Genomic DNA, 15648 nt, shown 5'->3' with positions numbered 1-15648 from the left:
CGGTCACGGACGCGCAGTGAACCGCCCGTCGGGCCGCTTGTGCAGCCAGCCACGATCGGCGAGCTTGGTCATCTTCGCTCGCAGCGGCTCCAGCTTGCCGCGGACCGCAGCGTCCAGGCCCAGCCGCTCGCTAACCGCCCTGACCTGCACCGGGCCGTCGGTCTCCCGCACGATCGCCAGAATTTTGCGGTAGTCACCGGGCAACGGGTCCTCGGCGGCCGCGTCGCTGCGGTGAGGGATGAGCAGTACCGTCCGCCCGGCCACCTTCGCGGATACCGGAGCGACAGCTTCGGCGTCGGCCTGGGCCTGCTCGGCCAAGCGGTTCAACACTCGTTCCGCGATCGCCAGTTCGTCCCGCTCGACCTGGACCTCCTGCAGCTGCTTGGTCAACTGCTCGGCAAAGGCGTCCAGTTCGCCTCGGCGAGTGGTGATCCACTGCCGCTCCTGCATCTCCGCAGCCCCCTCGATCTCATGGCGTGCCAGCCTGCCGACGGATCGTAGGCGGGGGTCGGTCGTGGGCGCAGCCGAACCCGGCAGACCGCCGGAACGGGACCTGCCCGATGATCTACGCCGTGGTCATCGGCCGCCGACCAGCGCGAGTACCCGAATCGCTACTCACACCAGACCCGTGACCTGCGGCTTCACGATGCACGCGACTCATTGACGAACTACATCCCGATCGCCACCCAAACAAGTGAAGTGCAGAGAAGCATCGGCATGCAGAAAGGAGACCGCGTTTCCGCTCGCAGGGGCGGACGAGTCTTTGAACCGCGGTCCGCCAGGCGCGCGGCCATCCGGGGTGCAGCATCGGGGGCACATGAGGGGAGGCTGGTCATCAGGCGGGCGAGACTGCGCAGTTGAGAGGGATCGAGTCCTGGGAGTCTGGGCCGGGCCTGGACCTGTCGGCGCTGGACGTCTGCCTCCGGCGAACGGGCCAGGCTGCCCGGACTGCGTGTTGTCACGTCGACAGCCCTGCAGCACAGTGGCTCTCGGGCGTGAGCCCGGGAGTCGTTCAGAGCCGCCTGGGCCCTTCCGCGGTCATTCTGGGGCGTCCGCTGTCAGGAACGGTGATGCTCGCTGTGCATGCCGTTGGGCCCACTGCCTGGGGGCAGTGGGCCCAACGTCGCCCTGGCGGGTGCTTCACCCGATGGCGATGCGCGTCTTCCAGTAGTCCTTTGCGGCGATGATCTCTGTTCCGGATCCGGACAGGACGGTCTTGCCGCCTGGATAGAAGCGCACGGAGCCGTCGGACCGTACGGCCCAGATGTCCGGGACGGAGTCTCCGTTGGCGTCCGGCGTACCGATCAGGAGCGGAATGCTTGCGGTGGACCAGCCTGCGGAACCGTACGTGCTGTCGTCGCCGCCTGCGGAGTTTCCGGCGGAGGCCAGCGAGTCGAGTTTGACTCCGCCGCCCGACGCCGCGATGCCCGTCCGGAGCTTCAGTTGGGCCGAGGTGTCGGACCGGTAGACGACGTCCGTGACGCCGTCACCCGTGATGTCCTGCACGGTGACGAGGTCGCGGCTGGTCCAGCCGGACGCCCACAGGCGGGTCGCCTGGTCGATGGTCGCCCCGTGGTAGCCGGTGAAGACCCACAGTTCGTCGCCGATGGTGGCGAAGAAGTCGGTCCGTCCGTCGCCGGTGGCGTCGCCCGCGGACACGATCTGAGTGAAGGTCGTGGGGCTGGGTGCGCCGTCGGGCAGCAGGATCTCGCGGCGCTTGTCGATGTTGACGGCGCCGTAGCCGTCGCCAGGGTAGACCCAGAGTTTGCTGCCGAGGCGGACGACGAGGTCCTGGAGGCCGTCGCCGCCGTAGATGTCCCCGTTGTGGGTGATCAGGGCGTCCTTGAAGTGGCCCTTGGGCGGGGCGGCATAGGGCGGTAGTTCGTCTCCATTGGGGTCCTTGTCGGGGTTGACCTGGTAGGCGCCGGGCATGGAGTAGTCCAGGTCACCGGTTGCCTTGGTCAGGTCGTCCTTGTCGGCTTGGGAGGGGTAGAGGGCCAGGTTGCCGCCATCTGTGACGACCATGAGGTCGGGCATTTTGTCGCCGGTGAAGTCGCCCGCGGCGTCGGCCTGGTCGCGGGGGGTGACGTAGAAGAAGTACCTCGTCGGATCAGAGGCGTTGCCCGCGCTGTCGATGGTGCGGATGTAGAGCACGTTGGGTCCGGCAGCCGGAGGCTTGGCGTTGCTGATCGTGGCGCTGACGCTGGTGGCCGTGCCGGCCGTGCGGTCGATGTGGAAGGGATAGGAGGGCGAGTTGAAGCCGTACTCGTAGCGCACCACATCGGTGTTGAGGGCGCGCACGGTGAACGTTCCGGGTGTGCCGAACTTCTTGGTGCTCCAGTTGGCGTCCTCGCCGTCGTTGCCGAATCCGTTTTCGCTGCCGTCGGCGTTCGGGAAGTCGGCGGAGCTGACCTTGGGCGGGCGGGGAGCGTCTACGTCCAGAACGAACCGGCATGGTGTCTTGGTGGGTTGGTACGCCGAGGAACTGCCTGCGTCGTCCACTGCCCGCACGCGCCATGAGTAGGTGGTGCCGCTCTTGAGCGAGCTGGTGGAGAAGCCCTTCGTCGTTCTCAGCGCCGTGTCGGTGTCGCCGCCCACGGAGACTTTGCCGGTGGAGTCGAGCAGGTCACCGCTGGTGTCCCACTTGCCGGTGGGCCAGAGGTCGAAGTCGAGGTAGTTGAGGTTCTTGTCCTTGTCCGTGGCCTTGGCGGTGAAGGTCAGGTCTGCCGATCCCATGCGGACGTAGGGCTTCGTGGTGGTGCACTTGGCGTCCGGCCCCAGGTCAAGGGAGTTGGGGACGATCGTGGGCTTGCGGTTGTAGACCAGTTCCAGGACGGGGGCGTTGTCGCCGTTGGCCTGGAACTTCTTCCACGCGTACTGGGAGTGTTCGTCGCGGGCGCGCAGTCCGAAGGTGATGGTGTCGTCGCCCTCGTCGGCGGTCTTCTGGGCGCCCTTCTTCACGTCGAAGGCTTCGTACGCGTCGCGGCAGCTGGATGCCTTCCAGCCGTGCGCAAAACTCTTGGTGGCCAGTTTGTTGCCGTCGTGGAGCTTGGGTGCGTTTCTCCAGTTGGTGTGCGAGTTGATCTCGCTGGTGAGGTGCACACTCATCGAACGGGCGCTGCAGGACCAGGAGTAGGTCTCCAGCATGCGCAGCTTCGCACTGGTGATCTTCGTGCCCTTGAGGTCCTTGTCGAAGGAGATGTTGAAGAACGAGCGGGAGGTGCCCCAGGTGTCGGATTCGAAGCCGACGCGGGCTTCGTGGGTCCCTCCCCTGTTGAAGCCCTTGCCGTTGTAGAAGGTGGCCTTGGGGTGCCGGTTGTAGGCGGTGGTCCAGTTCTGGGTGTGCTTTTTGACCGACGGGTCGATGAACACCGGGTAGGTGGTGGCCGGGTCGGTCAGGAAGTCCTGGCCTGGGGTGATCGTCCACTGTCCCGCGGACAGATCGGTCTCGACGAGGTCGCCGTGCGAGTCGGGAGAGGGACCGTCGAGGGAGGGCAGGCTCAGCGTGGCCGCCGGGCCGGTCTGCGAGGGCTCCGGGGTCGGCTCTGCGGGCGCGGACGGCAGCGGAGACTCCGAGACCGTCGGCTCGGGTCCGTCGCTCGCGGAGGGCAGCGCTTCGACGTCGGTGTCGCTCTGCTCGTCGGATTCGACGGGATCTTCTGCCGTGGCAGTCGGGGTGTCGCTGGGATCTGGCGCGGCGGAGTCCGAAGGATCCGGGGACTCGGGCTCGGTCGGCTGGGCGGTTTCGCCCACGTCGCCGTCGGTGTCGGCCGGGGCGCCGCTGCTGTCCCACATCAGTGGGGTGGGCGAGACCGCGACCTCTTCGCCGTAAGGGTTTTCGGCGCTGATGATCCCGGAGGCCGGGTCCAGGCGGAAGGTGAGCTCGGCGGAGTGGAGACCGTAGACCAGTTGCTGCACATGCGGATCGGAAGCCGCCTGGCGGTTCTTCAGCACGATGAGCTGTCCGAAGCCGTCGTCATCAGCGGTGAGCACCAGGTCGCCGCCCGGGAAGATCTCCGGGTACAGGGCGCGGTTGCCGTCGATGATGGGCGTGGGGACGGCGCCGGGCCAGGTGAGCTGGATGTCGTAGGCGCCATCGCCGACATGGAGTGTGACCAGCGGGGTCCCGGTGTCTGCTGTGGCTGCGCCCTTGAGCAAAGAGATCCGGCGCGTGGTTGAACGCGACGCGCGCTGCTGACCGTGTGCGGCGGAGCCGGCTGAGAACACCATGCGGGTGTTGGTGGCGGCCGGTTCCCAGCCGTCCTTGGTGCGGTGCAGGTTCGGGTCGATCTTCTTCCACTCACCGCCCACCTTGGCCCGGATCGGCGACGAGTACAGCTGTTTCATCATGAGGCCGTCGGGGCGCGCCCAGGTGGTGGAATGCGTAGTGCGCGCGGAGGTGACCTCGACGGGTTTTCCGGTCCTGGCCGCCTGGTTGATGGCTGTGGCTTCGGTGACGGTCTTCGCGGATCGGTCGTGTCCGGCCCCGCCGCCCTTGGCGTCACTGTCCGGCCGGAGCCCTGCGTAGACAATGCCGGTCGTGGCGACTGCGGTGGCGAGCAGTGCCGCACTGGTCCGACGGCCAGGCATGCGGCGCCAGTTGCGCGTCATCGGGCGAGTTCCCCTTCCCCCATGGAACCGGCGCGTGACAGAGCGCGGCCGGGCCTGCCGATGATGACCTATGGAGGAGCTGTCGTCATCCTGTGCGGAATTTGCGCACGGGGCGGGTTAGACCACGGGCGGCGTTCCGCGAGCGGGGAAGAAGTCGTTGGCAGGGCACGGAGTTGATGAGTCGTCAACTATAAAAATGGGCAGCGCCGCCCCAACCGGCCCGAAGTGACTGCCGTTATGCCAGGGGAAGTTCGCGTACACACCAAAGGGCACTAAAGGGCAGACCGACCCTCCGTAGCGGGTTTTCCCGCGTTCGAGCCTGTTCATTGCGTAGCGATGCGTTACGTTCCGTGACGATCATCACTTCGGCCCCTCATGTCTGGCGTTTCCTCACAGAGTGATCACAGAATCTTCGCTGTCTGATACGTCGTCATGCGTGGTCCTTCACCGGTCCCGCTCCAAGTGGTTCGGGGGGACCCTCGCCGTGTTCGGTGGACTTCCGCACGTCCGTAGGCGCCGCTTCGCGCGTGCAGCCGTGCCTGTCACGGCTGCCGCATTGCTGGTGGGCCTGCTGCCCGCGCAGTCGTTTGCTCTGCCGCCGGATCCGGCGACGGCGGAGAAGGGGCGCGAGACACTGAACCTGGAGGACCTCGGACGTGATCTGCCGGTACCCGGCAAGGTGTTCAGCAGGCACCTCGACACGCTCAAGGCCGACGTCCCCAAGGACCTACTCACGGCCCCCACGGGCACGACGACCCCGCCCTCCAACCTGACGGGCTCCGTCACCTTCGGCTCGACCACGACGACAGCTTCAACCCGTACAGCCACCGCCAGCCCGGCCGCCCTGTCTCCCGTCGGTACTCTGCCTGTCAGTCTCGGCCAGGCCCCCGACCAGCCCGCCCCGAGTGGCACCTGGCAGGTCACCATCCCGGACCGCACCTCGCCGGTGAGCCAGGGGGTGGACGGCGCTGTCCTGGTGGTCCAGCCCCCTGCTGCCGGTTCAGTCCCGGTCTCCGTCAAGCTGGACTACTCCAAGTTCAAGAGCCTCTACGGCGCCGACTGGGCCTCGCGCCTGCGGTTCGTGCAGTTCCCCGACTGCTACCTGACCACGCCGGACGACGAGGCGTGCCAGACGTATGAGGAACTGGAGACGGTCAACGACCCTGCGTCGAAGTCCCTCACCGCTACCGTCGACCCGGCAGCTGACGACACAGTGACTCCGGCTTCTGCGGCTTCCTCGGGCGCCAAGGGCTCCGGCGTGGCGCAGGCGGCCTACCGGACATCCGCCTCGGCGACCCCCGCGGCCGCCGGCGGCGCAGCGGTCGTCGGTGCGGTCGACTCCGGTGGCAGTGCGGGCGGCTCGTTCAAGGCGACACCGCTCGCCTCCGACGGCAAGTGGGCGGCCGGAGGCTCCTCGGGTGCGTTCAGCTGGTCCTACCCGCTGACGATGCCGCCCCCGCCTGCGGGTCCGGCACCCAAGATCTCGCTCGAGTACAACTCACAGACCGTGGACGGCCGTACGGCGGTTTCCTCGCCGCAGGCCTCGTGGATCGGCGAGGGCTGGTCCTACGACCCCGGGCACATCGAGCGCCGCTACCGCACCTGCAAGGACGACCGCAAAGCACTCGACGCCGGGACTCCCAACAACACGGCGAAGAAGGACAAGACGTCCGACCTGTGCTGGGTGTCGTACAACGCGGTGATGTCGCTGGCGGGCAGGACCACCGAACTGGTCCGGGACGCCGCACCCGGCAGCAAGCCCGAGGAAGACACCGAGATCTACCGGCCCCAGCAGGACGACGGAACCAGGGTCGAGCACCGGGTCGGCGGAAGCAACGACGACAACAACGGCGAATACTGGATCGTCACCACCACGGACGGCACCCAGTACTTCTACGGTCTGAACAGCGTCGGCGGCGGTCACGCCGACACCCACTCGGTCTCCACCGCCCCCGTCTTCGGTAACCATCCCGGCGAGCCCTGCCACGCCGACGCCTTCGCCGACTCCCGCTGCGGCTCCGGCAAGCAGCAGGCCTGGTATTGGGGCCTGGACAAGGTCGTTGACGTGCACGGCAACGCGATGGTCGTCAACTGGAAGCAGGAGACGAACTACTACGCGGTAAAGAAGAAGTTCAAGTCGCCTGAGCAGTACGACCGCAACGCGTACCCGACCACCATCGAGTACGGCATGCGCTCGGACCTCACCAAGCCGTCCGCCACCGTCGACTTCGGGGCCAAACAACGGTGCCTGAAGTCCGAGACGGCCTGCGACGCCGCCAACTTCGCCAAGACCGACGACCCGGGTGCCTACCGCCCCTGGTGGGACACCCCCGGCAACCTCAACTGCAAGTCCACCTCCAAGCTGTGCGCACCGTTCCCGTCCTTCTGGACGCAGATGCGTCTGGACACAGTGACGAGCAAGGCAGCCCGCGCCGGGGAGACCGGTCTGGGCCTCGTCGACAAGTACACGCTTCACCAGTCCTTCCCCGAGGACTGGTACGACACCTCACCCGGCCTGTGGCTCAACTCGATCACCCGCACCGGATATGCGCCCGGTGACACCACCGGCACCCTGCAGTCCGCGGACGGCATCAGCTTCGCGCCCTACACCGTCGGCGCCGACTCTCCCCTGCACACCCGGCTGAAGGACAGGCAGCTGCCGAATCTGGTGCTCAACGGCAAGAGCGACCAGCGACCCGGCTTCACCCGCCCCCGCATCGGCACGGTCTCCACCGAATACGGCGGGGACATCGAGATCGAGTACACCGGCGGCTGCGCGGCCGAACCCTCAGAAGACAAGGGCAAAAGCAACGGCACCTGCTACCCGGTCCGCTGGTCACCCGACGGCGACGAAAAAACCCCGGCGAAGGCCTGGTTCAACAAGTACGTCGTCGACTCCGTCACCGAGACCGACAAGGTCACCTCACACGGAGATTCGGTCTTCACCAAATACAAGTACAAAGACACGGCCTGGGCCAAGAGCGACGACGAGTTCATGCGCCCCGCGCTGCGCACCTACAGCGACTGGCACGGCTACCGGCAGGTCACAGCCGTCAAGGGCAGCAAATCCGCCTCCGAGGAAGGTGTCCCGCAGTCCCAGTCGTACTCCGTGACCCGCTACTTCCAGGGTGCAGGCGGCGCGGTCAAGGACTCCACCGGCACCTACACGCTGCTCGCGGACGACGCGCCGCAGTACGCCGGCATGACCGCGGAAACCATCACCTACCGCGACTCCGACGGCAAGATCCTCGAGCGCGGCCTCACCTTCCCCTGGTCCAAGCAGACCGCCTCCCGCTCCCGCGAGAACGAAGACGGCACCGCGGGGGAACCGCTTCTCGCTCACCGTGTGGGCATCAAGCGGACTGACCAGATCCAGACGGACGACTCCAGCTGGCGCGCTGTGCGCACACTCACCGACGTCGACGACACCTATGGCCTGCCACTCCAGGTGGAGACGGCTGTCGTCAAGCCCAACGGCACCGGCGAGACCCTCTCCAACCAGACCTGCACCAAGACGTCGTACGTGCACAACACCACGGCCTGGCTGATCGGCCTGCCCAAGGAACAGCGCACTACGGCCACGTCGTGCGCCGGCTATGACACGGCGGACCCCGCCACCAAGCTCAAGTCCGCGGCGCAGAACACCTACGACAAACTCGCCTACGGCGCGACACCGACCAAGGGCCTGGTCACCTCGGCGGCTCAGATCAACGGTGCCGGTACCGGCTACGCCGCCGCCATGACCACGACGTACGACCCGCTGGGCCGGGTGCGCACCGTGACGGCCCCGGGCCTTGGAACCACCGAGAAGCAGTACACCCCGGGCGACGCGGGCGGCCCAGTCACATCGGTGAAGACCATCGATGCCAAGGGGCGGGCGACCACCACCACCTACGACCCCGGCCGTGACCTGCCCCTGGCCGTCACCGACCCCAACAGCCGCGTGACACGCAGCGAGTACGACGCGCTGGGGCGCCTGGTGAAGGGCTTCTCCGCGTCGCGCTCCTCGGGCGGCAAGTCGCCGAACGTCGAGATCGCCTACCAGGCGGCGATCGCCACACCCAAGGAGAACCGTCCGGCCGCCATTACCGTGAAGACGCTCAAGGACGACGGCTCCTACGCCCGCGAGGTCACCCTCTATGACGGTCTGACGCGTCCGGTCCAGACCCAGTCCGAGGCCCACGGTCCCGGCCGGGTCATCACGGACACGACGTACAACGACCACGGCCTGGTCGACCAGGAGACCAGCGCTTACCTGGCCAAGGGTGAGCCGAGCGCAGAGCTGTTCGCCCCCAGGTCGAAGTCGCTGATCCCCAGTTGGACCAAGCACCGCTACGACGGGCTGGAGCGCGAGGTCCGCGCGTCGGTCTACCACGACGGCGACTACAAGTACGCGACGTACACCGACTACAACGACACCAGCACCTGGGTGAACCCGCCGGGGTCGACGACACCGACGACACTGACGTCGTTCGACGCCCTCGGACGAGTCACGTCCGTCAAGCACTACACCACGACAAATTCCGACGCGAGTGCCGGGCGTACCACGACGTACGAGTATGACGCGAGGGGCTACCGGACCAAGGTCACCGACCCGGCGGGGAACGTCTGGTCGTACACCTACGACGCTCGCGGCCGGGTGACGTCCGCAACCGACCCCGACACCGGCACCACGGACACCTGGTACGACGACGCCGACCGCGCCAACCGTGTCAGGAACGCGCGTCAGCAGGAGACTTTCACCGAGTACGACGATCTGGGACGTGTCCTCAAGGTGAGGCAGGGCTCCGCGACCGCGACCCCCGTCAAGGAGTACACCTACGACACCCTGCCGGGTGCGGTCGGGCAGCCGGTGGCGTCGATCCGGCACACCGCGAACGGCGACTACATCAACCGTGTCACCGGCTACGACACCGAGTATCGCGCCACCGGCAGCGAGACGGTCATCCCGGCCAACTCCATGACCACCGGCGTGGCCGGAACCTATTCCTACGCCTACACCTACACACCCACGGGCGCGCAGCAGTCGGTCACGCTGCCTGCCGCGGGCGGCCTGGCGAGCGAGAGGGTTGTCACCCGCTACAACGGGGACGGTCTGCCGGAGTCGACCTCCGGTCAGGCCTGGTACACAGCTGACGCCACCTACTCCCCCTACGGTGAGCCGCTGCGCACGGTCTCCGGATCTCAGCCCAACCGAGTCTGGACGACCAACTTCGTCGACCCGCACACCGGCCGGCTCCAGCGCACGGTGGCGGACCGCGAGACGTCCGGCCCCCACCGCATCAACGACAGCTACTACTCCTACGACACCTCCGGCACGATCACCTCCAACGCACGTCAGCTCGGCGACCCGGCAGACGGCACCTGGGACAACCAGTGCTTCACCTACGACGCAATGGGCGAGCTGGTGCACGCCTGGACGTCGAAGACCACGCCTGACGCAAGCGGCACGGGCTGCAAGGCCGCGAATGGCACCACATGGGGTCACCGCACCTCTTACGCGGCCTCATCAGGTCCTGTGGCCGAGGCCCCGGACGAAGCAGCCGACGCGACGAGCCCCAACACCTCGCTGACGTCGACGCTTGCGGCCGCGGCGCCCGACGCGGGGACCGTCTCGACGGGCGCAACGGCCTACCGCCAGTCGTTCACCTTCGACTGGCTCGGTAACCGGGCCACGGCAACCGAGCACGACACGGCCGACGCGACGAAGAACGTCACCTTCACCTACCGGTACGGCAAGACCGTCACCGGCAGCGGCACGACCCCGTCGTACACGAAACAGCCGCACACGGCCACTTCCATCAGTTCCAGTCCCTCCGGCAAGGGCAGCGCCTACACCTACGACGACAGCGGCAACACCACCGTCCGCGACCTGTCCAACACCACCCAGAACCTGGTCTGGACGCCCGAGAACAAGCTCGACACGATCACCGACGACGGCAAGAAGACGACCTACGTCTACGACGCCGACGGCAACCGCATCCTGGAAAACTCGGCCTCCGGCTCGACCCTGTACCTGGGCGAGACAGAACTGACCACCAACGCCACCGGCACGATCACCCGCGCCTCGCGCTCCTACACCCAGCCCGGCGCGCCCACCGTCGTCCGCACCACCACCAACGGCGCTACAACAGGCCACAAACTCAGCGTCCTGATCGCCGACCACGTCGGCACGGCGAACACATCCGTCGACCTGTCCACCGGCCAGCCGGTCACGCGCCGGGCCTTCAAGCCGTACGGCGAGATACGCGGCACCAAGCCGGCCAGCTGGCCCAACAAGCGCAGCTATCTCGGCGTGGGCATCGACGACGCCGCCACCGGCCTGACCCACCTCGGCGCCCGCGAATACGACCAGAACTCCGGCCGGTTCCTCTCCGCCGACCCGATCATCGACCTCGCAGACCCGCTGCAGATGAACGGCTACACCTACTCCAACAACAACCCCGTCTCACACTCCGACCCCTCCGGCCTGTGCATGGCAGACATCTGCGGCATCGGCTACCCGATCGGCGGCACCGGCTCCAACGGCGGCGACAAGGAGTACGTGACCACCGCCCCCCAGCACGCAGGCGGAGTCGGAGGCGACCACTACAGCGGAGCCGGATACACCGGAGACCTCCCCGCCGCAGCACACGGCGACTCCAACCAGCTCGTACGCCTCAACAACGAGTGGTACCTGACCATCTACCCAGCCATCTACCTGCCCGTCCACCACAAGCAGATCGACTCGATCGCGGCAGAAATCCGCGACGAGATGGCAAAGACCTGCGACGGCCTCTCCTACGACTGCGCAGCCCCACGAGCGGACAATACCGACCCTCGAGCCCAGGCCCGCATGGTCGCCAAAATGCGCGCCTGCCCCAAAAGCTGCCACGGCGGCAAATACTGGGTCAACCCGGCCCTCATCGCAGACGCTGTGATAGCCAGCGGACTGCCCGGCCTCGGCAACAGCGTCCTGGGGGGCGGCAGCCGGGCACCCGGGGGGCCCCGGAGTGCCTCGGGGCGGACAATCCACTGCCAGTGCTTCCTCGCCGGCACAGACGTCCTCATGTCCGACGGCTCCACCAAGAACATCGAAGACATCAAACTCGGCGACAAGGTCCTTGCCACCGACCCTAAGACCGGTAAGACCGGTCCCCGGAAGGTCACACGCCTCATCAGGACCGAGGGCGACAAGTACTTCAACGAACTATCCATCGCCACAAAAGACGGCATCGAAAAGCTCACCGCCACACACGAACACCCCTTCTGGTCCCCCTCCCAACACGACTGGATACCAGCAGGCAGCCTCAAACCCGGCATGACCCTGCGCACCGACGACGGCCACACCGTCATCATCACCGGCAACCACCCCTTCACCCAGCACACACGGACCTACAACCTCACCGTCGACGGCCTCCACACGTACTACGTGCTGGCAGGCAAGACGCCGGTGCTCGTTCACAACAGCAGCTGCCCGTTCAACATGACTCCGCTTGGAAACGGATCAATGTTGTCTCCCGCAGGTTTGGTCTACAACCCTGGTTCCGCCGATGGCCACCGTCTGAGGCATGTACTAAGGCATGGAACGCAAGGGACCACCGACCCCTCAAAGGCGACGCATACGCAGTTCAATAGCCACGGTCGCGAGCTACTGAGTACCGTGGATGAAGCTTGGGAGCTCAGGGGAACACCGCTCACCGTCGGCGGTACGGACGAGTACATCGTCCCTATGGGACGAACAATCGGTACACAGGGACAGACGGACATTAAGATCATTACCGAATCGGGTTCGAGTAGAATCATTACGGCTCACCCGGTATAGGTCGTTCCTGTCTCCCCCCGAAGAGAGGTAATTCGTGATTCTGTGCACTCGCTGCAACGTGGGACGTGTTTCAGCATTCCGATTCATTGAGGACGGACGTCGCCTCTGGATATGCCGTGAATGTGATGCCGTTTGGCTCGGTGACTCCGCACCCGAGGGAATCCCGGATGGCACGCTCTATCAGTATGTCCAGCCCTACCGAGGTCCGGGAACTCCCACGGATTGGGAACAGATCGAGCCTGTCATGGAATGATTCGCGCCACCGCGCCAGGGAGCGCGGAACGGCCTCGCTGCTGTCCTGGTGCATGTGGCCCATGAGCTCGCCCATCTCGCGGGAGTCGGCGTTCGGGGCGTCGGTGTTCTGCACCGCGCGGCGCAGCCAGTCGGCGGTCGTCAGGGCGAGTGCGGTGGCGTCCGCTTCACGGTTGTCGTCGAGGAGTTCCTCGATCCGGAAGGCGAGGCCGCCCAGGGTGTCGTCGTTGGTCTCGGGCGTCAGGTAGCCGCGCAGGCCGTCGGGGTAGGGGTCCTGGGCTCTGGCGTGCCGTACGACAGCGAGTACCGCGGGGTCGTCGCTGTACTGGTCGAGATGGCCCAGGAGGACGTAGATCCGCCCGGTCAGCCGTGGCCGTCCGGGGTGGCGGTCCAGCCAGGCCATCAGTTGCTGCTGGCCGCCGAGGTGGTCGACGATCGGGTCAGTGCTCTCCCAGTGCAGGCCGAGGAGTTCGCCCTTGCGAAGTCCATCAACGCGGGCGCCAGGTGCGAACTTCCAGGTGAAGGATGTGGGCGTCGGGCTGGATGCGTCCGGTCTCTACGAGCCATTGGTGTACTGCGGCGGTGACGTCTCCGCCTGCAGCGTCAACGCGACGGGCGAAGTCGGCTGCGTCGTGGCCACCGGTCTGTGCGGAACCGTAGGAGCGTTCCTCGGTGTGGTCGGCGCGTTGGATGACGTCGCGGCGGATGCCCGGTGAGTCGGTTCGGCTGCCCGAGGGGTGCAGGTAGGCGGTCTTGGCGAGGCGGACGGTGAAGGCCAGGCGTAGACCGCGGCGGGCGGCTTCGGCGATCAGGGGACGCAGGCGGGCGGAGCCGGAGGCGATGGCTTGGGCGCCGACGCGGCCGGTGCCGGATCCGGTCGGGGTGATCAGGACGGCCTTGGTGCGTACCCGGGCACGGGCGCCGGAGGCAGTGGTGCGCCGGTGGGTGTGGCGGGCGGCGATGGCAGCAAGTTCGGGCAGGTCGGTGATGCCGCCGGTCTCGACGGCGGCCAGGACCTGCCGCAGGGCGGGGACGAAGGCGGCCCCCTTGTGCTTGGTGTAGAACTGCGAGACCAGGGACGGGTCGCGGTCGAGGATGCGGGCGATGTCGCGTTTGGTGTAGCCGGCCTGCTGGAGCCTGTCGGCCAGCTGCGCTGCCTCGTTCAACTCGCCCTGTCGTCCTGGCTGGTTGCGGCGGCGGGGCGGCATCAGGGCTCCCGCTCAGCCGTGAGGGCCGCACGGCCGGCATCCCGCAGCGTGAGGAGTTCTTCTTCGGTGGTGGGGGCTGTGACGGGGCCGGTGAGATGGCCGCGTAGGAGGTAGTCGCCGGGCTGGTGGTGGTAGGGCCAGTCCTGTGGCTGGGTTAGGTAGAGGGCGTCGGTGCGGAAGGCGACCACGGTGCCGGGCGGGGTGTGCAGGGCGCCTGCGTAGGTGTCGTCGTCGCGGTGGCGCTGGGTGAGCGGGGCGGCGCGGGCGCCGGACCAGATCGCGGCGGCCCATTCGGGGTGGGCATTGGGGTCGCGGGCGAAGCCGGTGGGCTTCTGCCAGGTGATCAATTCGTCGTCGAAGCCGATGATTTCGGCATCCGGCGGCACGTCGCGCTCCAGGGTGCGGGGGGTGGTGCCGGTGACCATGCGGGGGCGCTGGGCGAAGGCACCGATGCCGTACAGGAGGATGGAGCGCACGGCGCGGGAGGCGAGGTGGGCTGCGCGGGCCTGCTGGGCGTCGCCCTGGAAGTGGGCCTGGGCGGAGAGGTTGGTCCAGGTCTCCTTGAGTTTCTTGGCCCAGTCGTCCAGCGGTTTGCCGTCGTCCCACATGATGCCTTCTAGGATTTCGATCTTCCACGGCTGGATGGGGTTGGTCAGGGCGGTGTGAATTTCGGGGCCGCCGGCCCAGGTGGTGAAGGTGGTGCCGGGTGCGGCTGGGTAGTGCCAGGCGCGGTCTCCGGGAGCAGGGGCCGGGAGGAGTCCGACGTGGTTCCAGGTGTCGGGGACCGTCACGCGGACCCGCCAATGCCCGCACCCATACAGTGCGCGCATCTGCTCCTTTTCCGGCCATGCGGCGAACCTGTCGGCGGTGATGCGGCGGGGTGTTCCGACCGGGGACTTCCACGTGTGCTTGGCGTAGGCGAAGGTGCGGTCGTACTCGACGAGTTGGGGCAGCTGGGCCGGGACGCGGGGCGGGGTGATGAGTTCGTTGCGGCCCTGTCCGGCGGTGGCGTGCAGCAGGCCGCGCAGTTCTTCGGACAGCACGGGGAAGCCGTCGGCATGCTGGCCACGCTGCGGGATGGTGCGGGTCCATACGTCGCGGCCGGTCTGCGAGGGCGAGCCCATGACGACGGCATCGCTCCAGTGGCGGCGAAGGGCCTGCCACAGCAGCACGAACGCATCGCGGACGGTGCGCGGGTCGTCTCCGTCGACGTCGAACCACTCCCCCACCGAGCGGATTTCCACGTGCTGCTCGCCGTTCTCGCGCTGGTAGCGGCCGACGGGGTTGCGGGCGTGGACGAAGTGTCCGGCCATCCGGTCGCGGCCGCGGCCGGTGTCGGTGCGCCAGCCGGGGGTGGGGGCGTTCAGCCAGGCGGCGACCGCGTCGCGTAGGTAGGGGTAGCGGCCGGTGTCGCGGTGCCAGGGGTCGCCTGCGGTGATGTAAATCCGTTCCGCGCCCTCGGGGACCGCGTGGAAGACAGCCGTGAGGATGTCCGCGGCTGACCTGCCGGCGAGGTCGAGGTGGTGGGTCTGGTTGCGGTGGACCAGGACGCCCGTGGTGGTGTCCAGGAAGACGGTGGAGCGGGCCTGCTGGGTGAAGTTAGGCCGGGTGGAGGCCAGACCGGAAGTGTGGACGAACCAGGCGTCGACGGCGCCGCCGGCCGGAATGGAGGGCAGATCCCGCGTCGTCTGGGGGTCTGCAGACTGCTCCGGGGCCGTGACTTCGGCCGGGACAAGGGGCGGAGCAGAGCGATCGGAGGCGGTGGGCACTGTA

Annotated in this window: 6 protein-coding genes; 1 reads left to right on the top strand and 5 read right to left on the bottom strand. The window is 67.3% G+C overall.

The genetic code is table 11. The annotated features are described in order from the left end of the window. Positions 1–3: 3 nt before the first annotated feature. Both ACFY0T_RS42845 and ACFY0T_RS42840 read right to left on the bottom strand, forming a co-directional pair. A complete protein-coding gene (locus tag ACFY0T_RS42845) occupies positions 4–450 on the bottom strand; it encodes a hypothetical protein (protein WP_388883783.1) in 447 nt (148 codons plus the stop codon). A gap of 690 nt (positions 451–1140) precedes the next feature. Further along, positions 1141–4611 carry a DNRLRE domain-containing protein gene (locus ACFY0T_RS42840; RefSeq protein WP_388883781.1) on the bottom strand — a complete coding sequence of 1157 codons (3471 nt, stop codon included), beginning with the start codon at positions 4609–4611 and terminating at the stop codon, positions 1141–1143. A gap of 535 nt (positions 4612–5146) precedes the next feature. Between ACFY0T_RS42840 and ACFY0T_RS42835 the strand changes: the two genes are divergently transcribed. Continuing rightward, the gene (locus ACFY0T_RS42835) at positions 5147–12415 is read left to right on the top strand and encodes a polymorphic toxin-type HINT domain-containing protein (protein WP_388883779.1); all 7269 of its coding nucleotides are present in this window, start codon (positions 5147–5149) and stop codon (positions 12413–12415) included. A gap of 70 nt (positions 12416–12485) precedes the next feature. On the opposite strand, the gene ACFY0T_RS42830 is transcribed toward ACFY0T_RS42835, so the two are convergent. The 3 genes from ACFY0T_RS42830 to ACFY0T_RS42820 all read right to left on the bottom strand — a co-directional run bounded on the left by ACFY0T_RS42830 (position 12486) and on the right by ACFY0T_RS42820 (position 15644). Beyond that, a complete protein-coding gene (locus tag ACFY0T_RS42830) occupies positions 12486–13070 on the bottom strand; it encodes a hypothetical protein (RefSeq protein ID WP_388883777.1) in 585 nt (194 codons plus the stop codon). A gap of 85 nt (positions 13071–13155) precedes the next feature. Further along, positions 13156–13875 (bottom strand): helix-turn-helix domain containing protein, encoded by a 720-nt coding sequence (locus tag ACFY0T_RS42825; protein ID WP_388883775.1) that lies wholly within the window; start codon positions 13873–13875, stop codon positions 13156–13158. Beyond that, entirely contained in the window at positions 13875–15644 is a 1770-nt protein-coding gene (locus ACFY0T_RS42820) for a hypothetical protein (protein WP_388883773.1), read from the bottom strand. Before ACFY0T_RS42820 ends, ACFY0T_RS42825 begins: the two co-directional genes overlap by 1 nt. Positions 15645–15648 lie beyond the last annotated feature (4 nt).

The organism is Streptomyces sp. NPDC001530 (assembly GCF_042894545.1).
Lineage (GTDB): Bacteria > Actinomycetota > Actinomycetes > Streptomycetales > Streptomycetaceae > Streptomyces.
This window is presented reverse-complemented; position numbering and strand designations above follow the sequence as displayed.